Genomic DNA, 15,876 nt, shown 5'->3' with positions numbered 1-15,876 from the left:
CTGCTGACTACTCACAGGCAATCTCAGGGCTTAGCGATGACGCGCCGTCGCTTCTGATCGTGCTGCCTATGAATACCTGCATGAAAGCGCAGTTCCGGCAATTGCGCTTTCACTGACACAGCCTGTTCCGCCAAATTACGCGCTACCTCTGCACAGGCCTGTTCATAATCAGCCGCTTCCAGCCATATTTCCAAGAGTTTCTGGCCGTCCTGTACAGTCCGGTAATCGCTGATACCGGTCTTGGCTGTCGCCATCGCCTGCCGGATAAGATCAGACGGGATCATACGCAATGTGCCGTCTGCTGTGCGCCAATAGAGAATATCATCGCAGCGCCCCTCAATCCGCTTCAGACGAAGACTGGCACAACCACACGGACAAGGTTCATTATCGGGGATTAATATATCGTCGAGACGATATTTCAGCACCGGCTGTGTCTCGCGCGTCAGATCTGTAATGATTGGAGCAAATGCGCCGCTGGCTTCATCAATGATATCACGCTCAATATGCATATAGGCTTCGTTAAGATGCAGATTACCGGCGCGGCAGGTCATGCCCAGAACACCTTCCGTGCATTGATAGACCTGATCGACCCGTATGCCAAACACCGCTTCAATCGCGCTTTTGTCCTCCGGCGACAGCACTTCCGCCACGGAGATAATACAGCGCGGGGCGATATTGATTATCCGCTTCTTCTGCGCCTGTGCCAGCAGACCAAGAATTTGTGCCGGTGCAATCAGCACTGTGGGCTGCTGATCCGCAAGTCTTTGCAAATGGCTGTTAAATGATTGTAAAAGATCATAAAATTCAAAACTGATCAGCGCATTGCCCAGCCGCTCATAGAGCATATTATTGGCGCGCAGAAACAGAGACACACGCTGCCGCTGCAGAAATGACGGTGAAAAACGTCCCAACATCAGCGCAGCCCATAATGCCCGCTCGCGCTTATTCGAGGCAAAAAGCCCGCGTTGTCCCGATGTGCCAGTAGAAAGCCCCACAGCAATATTGCGGATCATCGGTGCGAAATCGCGTTCCTGCTCAGAGGTCAGCGCAATATGCAGCGCTTCTTCCTTCGTGATACCAGCGGTGTTGATATCAGTGAAATGCTCCATCATCAGAGCTTTACTCATCAACGGCCAGTCAGACAGCGGCTTACCGGCATAAGGCGCATAAAAAGGGGAGCGCGGCATGATATTGCGGCGCAAATGCTGAAACGCCTTTTGCTGATGCTGCGAAATCGCCTCACGGGATGCAAAACCTTTGCCATATCGGGCACGGAGAAAGACGGAAAGCGGGGTCATCCTCTCTCCCCGTGGCTGTTCAGAGGATAGGCTTCCATGCAATGCGAAGCCATAATCCGCACCTGCGGATTGGCCAGATGGAATGCGCGCAGCTTTGCAAAAGTATCGATAAAAGCATTGCGGTCGCCAAGACGGCGCAAAGTCATATCGGGTGGCAACCGGTTTTGTCTCAGTGCTTCAAGGCTCCAGATCGCGTCCGCCACCAGAAAAATTGCACCTTGTGATGTGGCAGGCAGAAACAAACCTGTCTGGCCGAAGCCATGCCCCGGAAGTTCCACAACCAGCGCCGACTGATCGCCCAGAAGGTCATAACCATTGCCGAAAGCCTCAAGCCCGTAAGTTGCAAGGTTGACGCAAGGCAATGACTCGACGGCCTGCAAATTCAGAGACTTCAGGCTGTCGCGGATGAGCGCCGGACATCCTGCCTGTAAAGTCGCAAGACGGGGCGCGGCCAGTTTCTCAATCGCCTGACGCGATGTTATAACCGGCGGCATTGCAGACAGATCGAACAGGCCCGACACATGATCGGCATGAAGATGCGAAAGAAAAACAAGATCCGGTTGAGCAATGCCACGCTTTTGCAACTGTTTTGGCAGGCTGTCATCAGCATCAAAGGCAACGGGTGTCAGCCAGCGATAAACCCGCTCGGGAAAAGCTGCCGTTGCCTCTTCGAACAGCTTTCCGTAACCCGTATCAAACAGAATTGTGCCGCGCACCGAATGGCGCAGCACTGCAATACCGGCAGGAAAACGCCCGATACGCCACGATGCACCGCGCTGCGTCATCGCCAGCGGCCCGCTGCAATAGCCGACATGAAAAGATGTAAAATCCAGAATGGTTTCAGAGATTGCCGGCATAATCTTTAATCCCGTCCTCAATCGCCACGGCTGGTCTGTATCCCAATTTTACCTGTGCTTTACTGATATCCAGTGTGAGACTACGACCGAGCGATGCCACCGCCTGACAGGTCAGCACCGGCTCGCGGTCAGGTGCGAAAATGCGATGCAAAAATTCCAGCCCTTTGGCCAGCCGCATGGCATTACCATAGGAAATATGAATTTCGCGCGGATGAGCACCGTTTAATGCACAGACTGCTGCCAGCAATTCCGAGAAACGATAAGCCTTGCCGGACGTGATATTGAAAACCTCACCACACGCATTTTCACTGAAACCGGCCAGCGCCATAGCCTGTGCTGCGTCCGACACATGAGTGATATCGATCCGGCTTTGCCCGCCGCCGATCATCGGCACCCGCCCACGACGGATTGCCTGCAACAAACGCGGCATCAGCGAGCGGTCACCGGTGCCGTAAATCGCTCTGGGACGCAAGGCACTGGTGCGCATAGCTCCCGGCCGGTCTGCGGCAAGCACCAGACATTCCGCTTCATATTTGGTGCGGGCATAATGACTGGGGAAATTTGCAGGCATTTCCGCATCTTCTGCCAGATGAAACCGGTCTTCTCCGTTGGCATAAATACTCGGTGAAGATGCGAAGACAAACCGCGCCACATCCGCTTTGCGTGCAGCATCCAGCAGGCGCTGTGTCGCGGTTACATTGATCGCCTGAAATTCCTCCGCTTTACCCCAGGCTGTTGAAAGAGCGGCGCAATGAAAGACAATATCAACCTGCTGAAAGGCCTGTGCCGGATAGTTGGCGCGCAGGTCAAAAGGGATAAACTCAATCCCGTGCGCTTGTAGCAATTGACCGGTACGCGCATCACGCCCCTGTGCCAGAACCTGATGTCCCTGCGCAGACAGATATTTTGCCAGAGCGTTGCCGAGGCATCCTGTTGCCCCTGTCACAAGTATCTTTGCCATTAATACCGCAATATTGTCCCGCCGATGGAAATCCCTGCCGAAGTACCGGCAAGCAAGACCAGATCATTGCGCTTAAGCCGTTGCTCTGTCACCGCCATATGGAGTGCCATCGGAATGGACGTGGCGATCTGATTGCCGAAACGCGAAAATGTCTGAATAACCTTATCCGGATGAAGTCCGATCCGTGCCAGCCCGTGTGTCAGCGACGGGCCGCTCGCCTGATGGGGAATAATGCAGTCAATATCCGCAATATTCAGTTCACCTTGCGCGAATAAACGCTTCAAAAACCGTGGCAGATAACGCGCCGTTACGCGGAAAGCTGCCTGCCCGTTCATGCGGAAATAAGAGGCATCCGCTGCCGCCGCCGGATCAACCGCGGCTGATATCCGCGTGCCGCCACCGGCGAGAACACAGGCATCGCGCCCTTCCGAATAGGTTTCAAATCGGCTGGCAAGCAGACCTTCGCCGTCGGCTGTCAGCACAACCGCTGCTGCACCATCGCCAAAAATGGCGGCAACATCCGGCTCATTCCAGTCCAGACCGACTGAGGCAATATCTGCGGAAAAGATCAGCACATTGCGGGCAAGTCCCAGTTGAATTTTCATAGCGGCAAGATCAAGCGCCTGAATAAAACTGAGACAGGTTGCATTCACATCATAAGCTGCAATACCGGATTTCCCCAAACCCAGCCGGTGCTGAACCAGTGTAGCGGTTGAAGGAATAACCTGCTCCATAACCCCGCAGGCACCGAGGATGAGATCAAGCTCCTGCGGCGCAATACCGGCAGCATCCAGTGCCTGCAATGCGGCCTGCTCAGCCATGAAAGAACTGGTTTCCGCACCTTGCGCCACATAGCGGGCATTGAGGCCAAAGCGGTTTTCCACAGTACCGGACGGCCAGTCCAGCATCGCATCAATTTCCGTGGAGAGAACACATTTTTCAGGCAGATAAGCGCCGGTTCCTGCGATTTTCAACCCTGGTTTCAATCCGGGATTTCCCGCACCATTTTCAACGATGGCCATTGATACTCGCAATTAAATTATGGTGTTCCTTAACGGGGTCGCATGATAGCCGGTCTCCGTCAAGAGACGTTTTGTAACGGAGTTTAGTGACAATGACGGCAAAGTCAGGCTATTTAACGGGTCTGTGTTTCAGCGAAAGACCATGTTTCGCAGACGGGAAATGAGCGGGAGACCGGATGAATTCGCTGTATTTGCGCCTTTGGACTATGCTGACCGGCTGGGGTGCTGTCGGGCTGATTTACAGCCTGACCAGCAGTCAGGATCAGGCATCGGCCATCATGCTGCAACCGTCAGCGATTGATCTGTGGTTTGATTTCGACCCAAATGCTATCTGGCTATACTTGTCTTTTTTCCCGCTGGTGGCGATGGCATATCTGTTTTGCCCGCAAACACGGCTGGTCTGGCTGGCGAGATCCATGCAGCTTTCTGCCTTAGGCGCAGGGATCATTTTCACCTTCTGGCCGACAACAATGCAGTTTCCGCCGGTTACACAGGATACATTCAGCGCCTCGGTTCTGAAATTGCTGATCCAATATGATTCATTGCAGAACTGCCTGCCGTCCCTGCATGTGACGCTCACAATACTGGCAGTCTGTGCGCTCTGGCAAAAAACGCATATTCTGCGCAGCTCCGTTATAGCGCTGTGGGGCGCAGCGATTACAGTGTCTATTCTGCAATTACATCGCCACCAATTCGTAGACCTGCTCGGCGGTGCGGCTCTGGCTATCTGCGCAGGCCTGCTCACGCAACGGGTGCTGAATATCAGAGCGGAAATGGCTGTGAGGCGCGCCACATGATCGCTATTACCTTTCCGATTTTTCTGCTGATTATCCTTGTGCTTAGTGAAATGATTATCCTGAGCAAAACGGGTAAGGAAAAAGTCGATTGGCATGATGTGGTGTTCAACCTCAATTCCGGCCATCTGATGCTCTGGCTGTTTCGTGGTCTGGAACTTGCCTGTTACGGTTTTATCGTTGCGAATTTCAGCCTGAATATTGTGTCGGGCTGGCCGCCGGTCTGGCTGTGGCTGTTTGCTATTCTGATATGGGATTTCTGCTTTTACTGGCTGCATCGTCTGCATCATAAATTCGCGCTGCTCTGGGCTGTGCATGTGGTGCATCATCAGGGAGAGCATTTCAATCTGTCGCTGGCTGTGCGCAATTCATGGTATTCCTCTCTCGCCTCCATTCCCTTCTTTATTCCAATGGCACTGCTGGGTGTTCCGCTGTCCGTCTTCATCACGGTTTCGGTGCTGCATTATGCCATTCAGTTGATGAACCACAGCGCTCTCACACCAAGACTTGGTTTTCTGGAATATATTCTGGTCACACCGGCACATCACCGCATCCATCATGTGGATGACAGAGCCTATTCGGACTCGAATTATGCGGGAAGTTTTGTGTTCTGGGACAGGCTGTTCGGCACCTATCGTCCGGATCTGCCCGAAACAGATTTCGCCTATGGCGTAAAAGGCAACAAATCTTCTCAGAACCCGTTTATTGCCAGCAATGAGCCTTTCCGCCAATATTTGCAGGCACGCAGAGAGAAGAAACAACAGAAAGCGCCGGATTTTGTCAGCTCCGGTTTTATTATCCTAAGCGGTGCCGTCATCCTGTTTGCGCTCGTTACCGGCTATATCTGGCTCTATGGCTATCAGCTCAGCCAATCTGTCACAGAACAGGCTTTGCTGTTTATTTTCCTCGCAACCGGCTCCATTGCTTTAGGCGGTATCAGCGAGGGCAGACAATGGGCAGTTCTAGGCTGGTTTGCGATTACATGGCTGATGCTGCTCAGTTTTGCTTTGTACTTTCAATGGCACGGCCTGTTCTGGATGATTTTTATGGCTGCCTTAGCCGCACACAGTACCGCAGTATTATTCGGCTGGGGGCGCACTACCGTAATCCACAGCGCTGACACCCTGAAATAATCTCTGCAACCTATCCGGTAAAACATCCGTCTTAGTCGCATTGACTCTCCGGCGAAGAAGCCGTATCGAAAGATGATTAATCGTTTAATCAAGATCGTCTTATGTCCGATTCCCTGCAACCAAAACAAACGGTCAATCTTAGCGATGTCGCTAAGGCTCTTGGCGTGTCAGTTGCAACGGTGTCCAATGCCCTGTCCGGCAAAGGACGCGTATCGGCCAGTCTTATCTCCCGCATTAAAACTAAAGCTGTCCAGATGGGTTATGTCCCGAGCCATACAGGGCGGGCTTTACGTACAGGGCGCAACAGCGTGCTCGGTCTGGTTTTGCCGGATATTGCCAATCCGCTGTTTCCGCAGATTGCGCAGGCGATTGAAGCAGCGGCTGCGGCTGCCGGTTATGGTATTCTGATTGCAGACTCGCGCGGCGATGTCAGTCTGCAGACTGAGGCGATCAACCGCTTGATTGAATATGGTGTCGATGGTCTGGTGATTGTACCGCGTCTTGGCACCCGCATTGCGGATCTGGATATTCCTGTCGCGGTGATCGACAGCCCTTCAACCCCCGGCAATACTGTTGCGGCGGATCACTGGCAGGGCGGCGAACTGGTAGGACAACATCTGCTGTCCGGCGGACACCGTAAAGTGCTGCTGATCGGTAAAAATCCGGCCTCTATCGTGCAAAATGACCGCTTAGGCGGTATTCGCGCAGGATTAGGCAGACAAACAGACATTGATGTTCTGTGGATCGAACATCACGAGGCTGAATTCGGCAAAGGTGCCCATCTCGGCCTGAATGAGAAAATTGCATCCGGCACAACGGCCATTGCCGCCGTGTCCGATGTGCATGCCCTGCGTGCGATGACAGAGCTGTATCACAGCGGTTACCGTGTGCCGGATGATGTCAGTGTTATTGGTTTTGATGACTTGTTCTGGGCGTCAGGTATTACGCCTGCGCTTTCCACCGTGCGTATGGATTTGCCGCGCATCGGTGAAATTGCCATTGCCTCACTGGTACAGGTGATTGAGAGCAAAAGTGAAAACCGCAAAGGACCGGTGCCGACTTTCGGCACCTCCCGCGTACCGATGACACTGATTGCCCGCCAAACATGCCGTTCTATTCTGTCTGATCACTCATCAGAGCATTTCCAGTATCAATGAAAATATCAGAAATGCTCTGTCTCTTTGTTCTTATCGCATTATCCGGACGAAAAACCGGTTCCCACTTTTTCTGGAAATGCTCCAACTCCGCAAAAGGACTTTAAAAGTGCTGAAGAAACTCATCGCCGCATCCACCATGGCGCTTCTGACCACAGCGTCTTATGCCGCTGACAAGACCCTGACCATCTCGGTTTACGCTTTTGCGCAGGATGACTTCAAAGAAATCCTCTACAAGCCGTTTGAAGAAAAATGCGGCTGCAAACTGGTTGTTGAAACCGGCAACAGCGTAGAGCGTCTGGCTAAAATGGAAGCCAACAAAGCCAGCCCAGTTGTGGATATGGCTGTTGTTTCTATGGCGGATGCGCTGCAAGCCTCCCGTGCCGGTCTGATCGACAAGATCGACACAGCCAAGTTGTCCAACTTTGACAAGCTCTACGACATTGCCAAAGACCCGAACAAAGACGGCATGAGCGTTGGCTACACCTTCTACGCGACATCCATCGTCTACCGCACCGACAAGATGAAAATCGAGTCTTGGGCAGATCTGCTGAAGCCTGAATATGCACCGCATATTGCTTTCCCGAATGTGACCACCAATCAGGGCCCGACAGCACTCTATATGCTGGAAAAATCCCTCGGCCATAATGAAGCTGATCTGAAAAACGCCATTGCTGCGGTTGGTGAGAAATCCAACGATATCGTAACTTTCTACGTTAAATCCTCGCAGCTCGTTCAGCTGATGCAGCAGGAAGAAATCTGGGCAGCGCCAATCGGCCGTTTCTCCTGGGCGCCTTTCACCAAGCTTGACCTGCCGCTCGGCTGGGCAACACCGAAAGAAGGCCAGACCGGCGGCATGAATGTGATGGTTGTTGCCAAGGATTCCAAGAACCGTGATCTGGCGCTCGAATTCATGGACTTCTGGCTCTCCACCGAAATTCAGACCAAGATTGCTGAAAAGCTGGTCGACAGTCCTGCCAATAAGGAAGTCAAGGTTTCCGACGAAATTGCCAATAATCTCACCTATGGCGAAGAAACCGCTAAAAGCCTTCAGCTCATTCCGTCCGATGTCGTTCTCGATAACCGTGACACATGGCTGAAAGAATGGAACGCCAAAATCGGCCAGTAATCCGGCCACAATAACAGCAGCTGCCCGTAACATTTTCAGTTCACGGGCAGCTTTCTTTTTTGATCTATGCCCCCGCCTCCAGCTAGAGCGCCGGGCGCCCTCTCGGGCGCACAAAGGTCGCTCTAATACACTATATTTACAGCATAATTCCTTAAACTGTTTCAAATTTAAGGAATTATGCTGTAGGCCACCTGTCTTATAGGAAAGCTTATGTTCAACAACCGCACCGAAGCCATGTGGCTGGCCTTGCCGGCAGCGCTTTTCGCGGCACTTGTCTTCCTCGTCCCTGTTATTCTTCTGCTGTCTGAAGGTTTCAGATCGACAGAAGGATGGACAATTGCCCCATGGATTGATTTCTTCTCCGAACCGATGAACCGTACCGTGTTCTGGCGTACCCTGCGGCTGGGGCTGGAAGTAACCGTTGTCGCAGCGATTATCGGCTATGCCACCGCATGGGCGATTGTCGGCCTGCCTGCCAATTCCAAAGGCCGGATGATCGGTCTGATCATGCTGCCGATGATGATTTCACCGGTTGCCCGTACCTATGCGTGGATCGTTATTCTCGGCCGCACCGGTATTATCAATCAGGCCTTGCAGGCTGTGGGCTTGAGCGATGCACCGCTGCGTATTCTGTTCACCGAAACTGCGATTTTTATCGGTCTGTTGCAGCTGTTTTTGCCGCTTATGGTGATCTCGCTGATCAGTGCGCTGGAAAACCTGCCGAAAGATGTGGTGCCTGCAGCCCGCGTGCTCGGTGCCAGCTGGTTTACCGTTTTCTGGAAAATCATTCTGCCGCTGACCAAAGAGGGTCTGGTTGTGGGCGGTACTCTGGTTTTCACCGGTTCGCTCACCGCCTATATCACACCGGCCATTCTTGGTGGTTCCAAGGTTCTGATGCTGGAAACCCTGCTTTATCAGCACGTAACCGTATCCAATAATTTTGCTGCGGCCAGCGTTATCGCTCTCATTCTCGTGGTGATGAGTTTCGCCGCTAATATTCTTCTGAAGCGTATTGCGACAGTGAAGGGCAAAAAATGAACTCGAATTTGCTTTCACGGCTGATTAATCCGGCCAATCTGGTTCTCTGGCTCGTCATTGTCTTTCTGATCGGCCCGTTCCTCATCATCGTTGCCGCCTCTTTCTCGGCCGGTGACACACTGGCATTCCCGCCGCAAGGCTTCTCGCTGAAATGGGTCTATAAGGTCTTTACCATCGAGAGCTTCCAGCAGAGCTTCGTCACCTCCATGGTTCTGGCGGTCGGCGGCACTCTGGTGGCTTTGGCGCTCGGTGTACCGGCAGCCTATGCGATGGCGCGCTATGACATGCCATTTTCCGAAACTGTGCGCACAATCGTCTCTTCGCCGATCATTGTGCCGGGTATCATCGTCGGCTTAGCACTTCTACGTTATTTCGTGGTGCCGGTTGGCATGTCCATCACGCTGGCACTGTTTCTGGCGCATACGGCACTGGTGCTGCCTTATGCCGTGCGTGTGGTGTCTGCCAGCCTCAACAACCTGCGCTCTGACATGGAAGAAGCGGCTGTACTGCTCGGCTGCTCGCGCGCCGGTGCTTTCTTCCGCGTGGTGATGCCGAATATCAAAGGCGGTATTCTTTCCGCTTTCATTCTCGGTTTTGTCACCAGCTTCAATCAGGTGCCGGTGTCACTGTTCCTCTCCGGCCCCGGTGTGCGCACCCTGCCAATCGATATGCTGGGCTATATGGAAATCGTGTTTGATCCTTCCATCGCCGCCCTCTCCTCTCTGCTTGCTTTTCTGTCCATGGGCATTGTCCTTCTCGCAGAACGTTTCCTAGGATTCTCCCGCTATGTCTGATCAAGCCTTTCTTACTCTCGACCAGCTGACACTGCGTTACGGCAACACCACGGCCGTAGATAAGCTCAATCTCACGATCAACAAAGGTGAGTTGCTGGCGCTGCTCGGCCCTTCGGGTTGTGGCAAAACCACCACCATGCGTGCGATCGCAGGCCTGATGGATGTGGCAGGCGGCACCATCCGTCTTGACGATAAAGACATTACCCGTGTTGCCGCCAATAAGCGCGAAATCGGGCTGGTGTTTCAGTCCTATGCGCTGTTCCCACATCTGACCGTGTTCGACAATGTTGCCTTCGGCCTCAAGCTCAAAGGCATCAAGGGCGATGAACTGCGCCAAAAGGTTGAAAGCGGCCTGAAATCTGTTGGTCTGGCCAAATTCGCTGACCGTAAGCCGCCGGAATTGTCCGGTGGTCAGCAGCAGCGTGTTGCCCTTGCCCGCTCGATGGTGATGGAACCGAAAGTGTTGCTGCTCGATGAGCCGCTGTCCAATCTGGATGCACGTCTGCGTCTCGACATGCGCACCGAATTGCAGCGCGTGCAGCAGGAAACCGGCGTCACCATGATCTTCGTGACCCACGATCAGGCAGAAGCGCTGGCGCTCGCTGACCGTATCGTGGTGATGCGTGCCGGTGCTATTGAACAGATCGGCACACCGGAGGAGATCTATAATCATCCGGCATCGCGTTTTGTGGCTGACTTTGTCGGCTTCGAAAATGTCTATGCGATCCGCGACGGCAAACTCTATTCCGAAACTGCTGAAGTGCCGCTCAATGCACCACTGCCGAAAGCTGCCGGTCTGGCGTTCCGCCCGAAGATCGTCACGCTTGGTACCGGCCCGCTCAAAGGTATTGTGCGCGGCGCCGCATTTGCCGGCAACACCCGTGAATATGTGCTGGAAACACCATTCGGCTCGGTGAAGGCCGATGTTGATGCCACATTGCCTGCCTATGCACTGGGCGATGAGGTTGCCTTTGATCTGCCAATTGATCAGGCGGCAATTCTGGAACGGGAGTAAATTTCAGCATGGGTGTCTGGATTGATACGGATATGGGCTTTGATGATATCGCCGCCATACTGGTGGTGAAACATCTGGGTCTAGAAATCGACGGTGTGTCTCTGGTTTTCGGAAATACGGAACTTGGTCAGGTCTGCCGCAATGCGGCGGGCGCGACACAGGTTTTCGGCTGGGATTTTCCGATCTATCGCGGACGGCATAAACCGGTTCTGGCGGAGATTGAAACTGCCGCCGGAATTCTCGGTGAAACCGGCATTCCGACACTCGGCCTGAACCTTCCTGTCTGTGAAGATAATACACAGGGTTGTGCCTTCACCGCCCTGTGCAACTGGCTTGAAAATACCTGCGGCACCAAGCGCGTTCTTGCACTTGGCCCCCTCACCAATATTGCCGCACTGGCACTGGCACGCCCTGATCTGGCAGCACGGATTGACGAACTGGTCTGGATGGGCGGCGGCGTTGGCAAAGGCAATCACACGGCCTCGGCCGAGTTCAACGCGCTTGCCGATCCGGAAGCGCTGGCGATTGTGCTTGCCCATGAGCTGCCGCTGAAAATGGTAGAGCTTGATTTCTGCCGTAAAATTCTCGCCACACCCGATGATGTGCATCCGATCCGTGCAGCCGGTGGTACCAATGCCGCTTTGATTGCCGATATGACCGGCGGTTTTATCAATATTGCGATCTCGCGTGGCCGCACAGCCATGGCGCTCTATGATCCGGCGGCCGCTGTGGCTTTTGCCCGTCCTGATCTGGTGCGTTTTGACAGGGCATTCATTGGTGCGGAACTTTGCGGCTCGCTGACACGCGGCCGCACCGTGGTAGAAACCCGCTCCAGCCATGCCGCCTTCAACGCGGCCTATGCAGCTGACGGCGATGCGGAAGCCATTCTCGGCATTATTTTCGATGCCCTGAGAACAGAGGCGGCCAAATCATGACACATGCAGAACCCTTTGATCTGAGTTCTCCTGAACTGCGCCTTAGAGCCGCAGCCGCGGCACGCGGTGCGGAAGCTTTTGACTGCCTGATTATCAACGGCACCGTCATTGATATGGTGACCGGAGAACATCGCCGTGCCGATATCGGCATCACCGGCGCTCTGATTGCCTCCGTTCATGCACCGGACAGCCGCAAAGATGCGGCCAAAATCATTGATGCCAAAGGCGGTTATATCACGCCCGGTCTGATCGATACGCATATGCATATTGAAAGCTCGATGATTACCCCTGCCACCTATGCCAATGCCGTGGTGCCGCGTGGTGTGACAACCATTGTCTGGGACCCGCATGAATTCGGTAATGTGCATGGCGTAGCCGGTGTTGACTGGGCAATTGCGGCGACCCGTGATCTGCCGCTGCGTACCATTATGCTGGCACCTTCCTGTGTGCCCTCCGCACCGGGGCTGGAACTGGCCGGAGCGGACTTTGATGCTGACGTGCTGAATGACTTGCTGGCGCGACCTGAAATCGGCGGCATTGCCGAAGTCATGACCATGCGCAATGTCATTGACGGCGAACCACGGATGAGTGCCATTGTCCATGCGGGACTTGCAGCGGGCAAGCCGGTTTGCGGCCATGCACGCAGCCTTACCGGCTCTGATCTCGCGGCCTTTATGGCTGCGGGTGTAACCTCCGATCATGAGCTGGTTTCCGGCCAAGATCTGATGGAAAAACTGCGCGCCGGTCTCACCATTGAAATGCGCGGTTCCCATGATCATCTGTTGCCGGAATTTGTGCAGGAACTGAACCGCCTCGGCCATCTGCCGCAGACTGTTACACTCTGCACGGATGATGTGTTCCCTGATGATCTGCTCAATGCCGGTGGTCTTGATGATGTGGTGCGCCGCTTGGTGCGCTATGGCATGAAACCGGAATGGGCTTTGCAGGCGGCAACACTCAATGCAGCGCGCCGCTTTGGCCGTGATGACCTCGGATTGATTGCAGCAGGTCGCCGTGCGGATATTGTGATCTTCGACAACCTGTCTGACTTCACTGCGCAGACCGTATTGGTCAATGGTACGGTAGCTGCTTCAAACGGTACTCTCGCGCAAAAGCTCACAGACACCAGCGCCGGTGATTTCCTGCAATCCATGAAGATCGGTGCTTTAAGCGCCGATGATTTCCGCATTCGCAGCGATGCCAAGCGCGTTGTGGTGGCAACCATTGATCGTCCGCGCTTTACCCAATGGGGACAGGCGGCAACGGAAGTTGCCAATGGTTTTGTAGTGCCGCCGCAAGGTGCAACCATGATTGCCGTTGCCCATCGCCATGGCCGCGCAGAAGCGAAGCCGCGCGTTGGCTTTCTGCGTGAATGGGGCAGCTGGCACGGTGCTTTCGCCACTACAGTTTCCCATGACAGCCATAATCTCACAGTCTTCGGCGGCAATGAGGAAGATATGGCACTGGCAGCCAATGCCGTGGTCGCTGCCGGTGGCGGCATGGCTGTTGCGCTGAATGGCAAAGTCACCGCCCTGCTGCCGCTGCCGGTTTCCGGTCTGGTGTCTGAGGCATCGCTGGCCGATGTTGCCGCACAGTTTGCAGCTTTGCGCACAGCTATGGATGATGTGGTGGACTGGCAGCCGCCTTATCTCATTTTCAAAGCCTGTTTTGGTGCAACACTGGCCTGCAATGCCGGCCCGCACCAGACTGATCAGGGCATTGCCGATGTTAAAACCGGACAAGTGCTGGCCTCCCCTATTTTGCTAGAGCGTGTCGCGTTTAATCTCACTCATGGCGCTCGCCCTAGTTTTTCTTAATTGTCGCATGTTCGCGAACGCTAAATGAGTCCATTTAGCTGCGACATGCTTTAGTGACAGAGTAATACCTATGACTGATCCTATCCTCGACGATATTGCTTTTCTGACCGAGCTGCGCCGCGATCTGCATGCGCATCCTGAACTCGGTTTTGAAGAAGAGCGTACCTCGGATATTGTTGCCAAACTTCTGGAAGAGGCAGGTATCACCATTCATCGCGGTCTTGGCGGCACAGGTGTGGTCGGTACTTTGCAGATCGGTAACGGCACCCGCACCATTGGTCTGCGCGCAGATATGGATGCGCTGGCCATGCCGGAAATGGCAGATCGTCCTTATAAATCAAAATTCGCCGGTAAAATGCATGCCTGCGGCCATGACGGCCACACCACGCTTCTGCTGGGTGCAGCCCGTGCGCTGGCAAAAAGCCGTAATTTCTCAGGCACTGTGCATTTCATCTTCCAGCCTGCAGAAGAAGGTCGCGGTGGCGCCAAGCGCATGGTTGAAGAAGGACTGTTCAACCTGTTTCCATGCGATGCGGTTTATGGCCTGCATAACATGCCGGGTCTTGATCCTGATGAAATCGCCGTGGTTGAAGGCCCCCAGCTCGCCTCTTCCGACAGCTGGCGCGTCACCTTCCGCGGCACCGGCACCCATGGTGCAAAACCGCATCTCGGCAAAGATCCGGTCACGGCAGCGGCTACTTTCATCACCTCATTGCAGACAATTATCGGCCGCGTGGTCGATCCGTTGCAACCGGCTGTCGTCAGCGCCTGCTCTTTGCAGGCGGGTGATCCGAAGGCGCTTAATGTTATTCCGGATATTGTAGAAATCGGCGGTACGGCCCGTGCTTATACCCCGCATGTCCGTGACCAGCTTGAAACGGAAATCGGCCGTCTCGCGCAGGGTACTGCGATGATGTATGGCATTGCCGCCGAATATGATTTTATCCGCCGCATCCCACCGGTCGTCAACAATGCCGACGCCACAGCCCGTGCATTACGTGCAGCACAGGATGTGTTTGGCAGCAAAGTGCGCACCAGCTTCCCGCCTTCCACTGCGGGTGATGATTTCGCCTTCTTCGCCGGTGAAGCTCCGGGTTGCTATGTCTGGCTCGGCAATGGCCCCGCTGTAGACGGTGCTCTGCATCACAATACTGCCTATGACTTCAATGACGATGCCATTGAACACGGCGTGCGCTTCTGGACACGTCTCGTGGAGCAGGAATTGTCGGGAGACCATGATGCAACCGCATGAATTCTGGCAAAAGCTCTATGCACCTGAAACATTTGATGTGCAGGGCGTGCATGAAACCTTCTTTCCAGCAACGCTGGATGACGGCCGTCAGCTACAACTGCCGATCCGCCCGCTCTCGGATAAACAACATGCTCTGGCATCCCTGATCGTCAATCAGGCTGCCTTTGATGTTGTTGACGCTTTGTCAGACGATCTGGCCACTAAACTCAAAGTTTTTGAGCCGGATGTGATTGTCGGCCTGCCGACACTGGGTCTGACCCTTGCCAGTGAAGTGGCGCGCAAGCTCGGCCACAGCCGCTATGTGCCTTTGGGTACCTCGCGCAAATTCTGGTATGAAGAAGAACTGTCGGTTCCGCTGTCTTCCATCACCACACCGGATCAGATCAAGCGGCTCTATATCGACCCGCGTATGCTGCCACTGCTCGATGGCCACCGTATTGCTCTGGTGGATGATGTGATCTCCAGCGGCACGTCGATTGTGGCTGCGCTCAATCTGCTGAATTCCCGTGCACTCAAGCCGGTCGTTATCGGTGCAGCAATGCTGCAAACCCAGCGCTGGCATGCGCCGCTTGAGCAACTCGGCGCAGAATTTGCCGAGATGACACGCGGCTGTTTCACCACACCGATGCTGAAGCACGGTGAAAACGGCGGCTGGACGATCGCCGCCTGACAAGACC

At 54.3% G+C, this 15,876-nt stretch carries 15 protein-coding genes; 11 read left to right on the top strand and 4 right to left on the bottom strand.

The window, feature by feature from the left end; translation table 11 throughout:
- Window positions 1-23 precede the first annotated feature (23 nt).
- Genes BKD14_RS03540 through BKD14_RS03525 form a run of 4 tightly spaced genes read right to left on the bottom strand, consistent with a single transcriptional unit; the run spans window position 24 to window position 4,102 of the window.
- Entirely contained in the window at window positions 24-1,298 is a 1,275-nt protein-coding gene (locus BKD14_RS03540; RefSeq protein WP_075654288.1) for a F390 synthetase-related protein, read from the bottom strand.
- Entirely contained in the window at window positions 1,295-2,155 is an 861-nt protein-coding gene (locus BKD14_RS03535) for an MBL fold metallo-hydrolase (RefSeq protein ID WP_075654287.1), read from the bottom strand. The genes BKD14_RS03540 and BKD14_RS03535 overlap by 4 nt, the downstream gene beginning before the upstream one ends.
- Window positions 2,139-3,116 (bottom strand): NAD(P)-dependent oxidoreductase, encoded by a 978-nt coding sequence (locus tag BKD14_RS03530; protein WP_075654286.1) that lies wholly within the window; start codon window positions 3,114-3,116, stop codon window positions 2,139-2,141. Before BKD14_RS03530 ends, BKD14_RS03535 begins: the two co-directional genes overlap by 17 nt.
- Complete coding sequence (locus BKD14_RS03525) at window positions 3,116-4,102, bottom strand: 3-oxoacyl-[acyl-carrier-protein] synthase III C-terminal domain-containing protein (protein WP_083646879.1); 987 nt, start codon at window positions 4,100-4,102, stop codon at window positions 3,116-3,118. The genes BKD14_RS03530 and BKD14_RS03525 overlap by 1 nt, the downstream gene beginning before the upstream one ends.
- 212 nt (window positions 4,103-4,314) lie before the next feature.
- Between BKD14_RS03525 and BKD14_RS03520 the strand changes: the two genes are divergently transcribed.
- The 11 genes from BKD14_RS03520 (at window position 4,315) to BKD14_RS03470 (ending at window position 15,869) form a co-directional block, all read left to right on the top strand.
- Window positions 4,315-4,935: a phosphatase PAP2 family protein gene (locus BKD14_RS03520; protein WP_075654284.1), complete on the top strand. Its 621-nt coding sequence runs from the start codon at window positions 4,315-4,317 to the stop codon at window positions 4,933-4,935.
- Window positions 4,932-6,065 (top strand): sterol desaturase family protein, encoded by a 1,134-nt coding sequence (locus BKD14_RS03515; RefSeq protein ID WP_075654283.1) that lies wholly within the window; start codon window positions 4,932-4,934, stop codon window positions 6,063-6,065. The genes BKD14_RS03520 and BKD14_RS03515 overlap by 4 nt, the downstream gene beginning before the upstream one ends.
- 101 nt (window positions 6,066-6,166) lie before the next feature.
- On the top strand, window positions 6,167-7,222 hold the full coding sequence (locus BKD14_RS03510) for a LacI family DNA-binding transcriptional regulator (RefSeq protein WP_075654282.1): 1,056 nt from the start codon (window positions 6,167-6,169) through the stop codon (window positions 7,220-7,222).
- Between the two features lie 109 nt (window positions 7,223-7,331).
- Window positions 7,332-8,348, top strand: coding sequence for an ABC transporter substrate-binding protein (locus BKD14_RS03505; RefSeq protein ID WP_075654766.1), 1,017 nt, complete (start codon window positions 7,332-7,334; stop codon window positions 8,346-8,348).
- 210 nt (window positions 8,349-8,558) lie between these two features.
- Complete coding sequence (locus tag BKD14_RS03500) at window positions 8,559-9,386, top strand: ABC transporter permease (RefSeq protein ID WP_022709509.1); 828 nt, start codon at window positions 8,559-8,561, stop codon at window positions 9,384-9,386.
- Window positions 9,383-10,180, top strand: a complete 798-nt coding sequence (locus BKD14_RS03495) for an ABC transporter permease (RefSeq protein WP_075654281.1) — start codon at window positions 9,383-9,385, stop codon at window positions 10,178-10,180. The genes BKD14_RS03500 and BKD14_RS03495 overlap by 4 nt, the downstream gene beginning before the upstream one ends.
- Window positions 10,173-11,195 (top strand): ABC transporter ATP-binding protein, encoded by a 1,023-nt coding sequence (locus BKD14_RS03490; RefSeq protein WP_075654280.1) that lies wholly within the window; start codon window positions 10,173-10,175, stop codon window positions 11,193-11,195. Before BKD14_RS03495 ends, BKD14_RS03490 begins: the two co-directional genes overlap by 8 nt.
- Before the next feature lie 8 nt (window positions 11,196-11,203).
- A complete protein-coding gene (locus BKD14_RS03485) occupies window positions 11,204-12,130 on the top strand; it encodes a nucleoside hydrolase (protein ID WP_075654279.1) in 927 nt (308 codons plus the stop codon).
- A complete protein-coding gene (locus tag BKD14_RS03480; protein ID WP_075654278.1) occupies window positions 12,127-13,947 on the top strand; it encodes an adenine deaminase C-terminal domain-containing protein in 1,821 nt (606 codons plus the stop codon). The genes BKD14_RS03485 and BKD14_RS03480 overlap by 4 nt, the downstream gene beginning before the upstream one ends.
- A 70-nt stretch (window positions 13,948-14,017) precedes the next feature.
- Window positions 14,018-15,199, top strand: a complete 1,182-nt coding sequence (locus tag BKD14_RS03475; RefSeq protein WP_139316317.1) for a M20 aminoacylase family protein — start codon at window positions 14,018-14,020, stop codon at window positions 15,197-15,199.
- Window positions 15,186-15,869: a phosphoribosyltransferase gene (locus tag BKD14_RS03470; protein WP_075654765.1), complete on the top strand. Its 684-nt coding sequence runs from the start codon at window positions 15,186-15,188 to the stop codon at window positions 15,867-15,869. Before BKD14_RS03475 ends, BKD14_RS03470 begins: the two co-directional genes overlap by 14 nt.
- Window positions 15,870-15,876: the final 7 nt, after the last annotated feature.

The sequence above is a fragment of the Pseudochrobactrum sp. B5 genome, assembly GCF_001939785.1.
GTDB lineage: Bacteria > Pseudomonadota > Alphaproteobacteria > Rhizobiales > Rhizobiaceae > Pseudochrobactrum > Pseudochrobactrum saccharolyticum.
The sequence above is the reverse complement of the archived record's forward strand: the minus strand, read 5'-3'. Positions and strand labels throughout refer to the sequence as shown.

What these genes read in the sequence shown, in the direction of transcription:
- BKD14_RS03540 (WP_075654288.1), bottom strand. Translation starts at nt 1,298, where the DNA reads ATGACCCCGCTTTCCGTCTTTCTCCGTGCCCGATATGGCAAAGGTTTT.
- BKD14_RS03535 (WP_075654287.1), bottom strand. Translation starts at nt 2,155, where the DNA reads ATGCCGGCAATCTCTGAAACCATTCTGGATTTTACATCTTTTCATGTC.
- BKD14_RS03530 (WP_075654286.1), bottom strand. Translation starts at nt 3,116, where the DNA reads ATGGCAAAGATACTTGTGACAGGGGCAACAGGATGCCTCGGCAACGCT.
- BKD14_RS03520 (WP_075654284.1), top strand. Translation starts at nt 4,315, where the DNA reads ATGAATTCGCTGTATTTGCGCCTTTGGACTATGCTGACCGGCTGGGGT.
- BKD14_RS03515 (WP_075654283.1), top strand. Translation starts at nt 4,932, where the DNA reads ATGATCGCTATTACCTTTCCGATTTTTCTGCTGATTATCCTTGTGCTT.
- BKD14_RS03510 (WP_075654282.1), top strand. Translation starts at nt 6,167, where the DNA reads ATGTCCGATTCCCTGCAACCAAAACAAACGGTCAATCTTAGCGATGTC.
- BKD14_RS03500 (WP_022709509.1), top strand. Translation starts at nt 8,559, where the DNA reads ATGTTCAACAACCGCACCGAAGCCATGTGGCTGGCCTTGCCGGCAGCG.
- BKD14_RS03495 (WP_075654281.1), top strand. Translation starts at nt 9,383, where the DNA reads ATGAACTCGAATTTGCTTTCACGGCTGATTAATCCGGCCAATCTGGTT.
- BKD14_RS03490 (WP_075654280.1), top strand. Translation starts at nt 10,173, where the DNA reads ATGTCTGATCAAGCCTTTCTTACTCTCGACCAGCTGACACTGCGTTAC.
- BKD14_RS03485 (WP_075654279.1), top strand. Translation starts at nt 11,204, where the DNA reads ATGGGTGTCTGGATTGATACGGATATGGGCTTTGATGATATCGCCGCC.
- BKD14_RS03480 (WP_075654278.1), top strand. Translation starts at nt 12,127, where the DNA reads ATGACACATGCAGAACCCTTTGATCTGAGTTCTCCTGAACTGCGCCTT.
- BKD14_RS03475 (WP_139316317.1), top strand. Translation starts at nt 14,018, where the DNA reads ATGACTGATCCTATCCTCGACGATATTGCTTTTCTGACCGAGCTGCGC.
- BKD14_RS03470 (WP_075654765.1), top strand. Translation starts at nt 15,186, where the DNA reads ATGCAACCGCATGAATTCTGGCAAAAGCTCTATGCACCTGAAACATTT.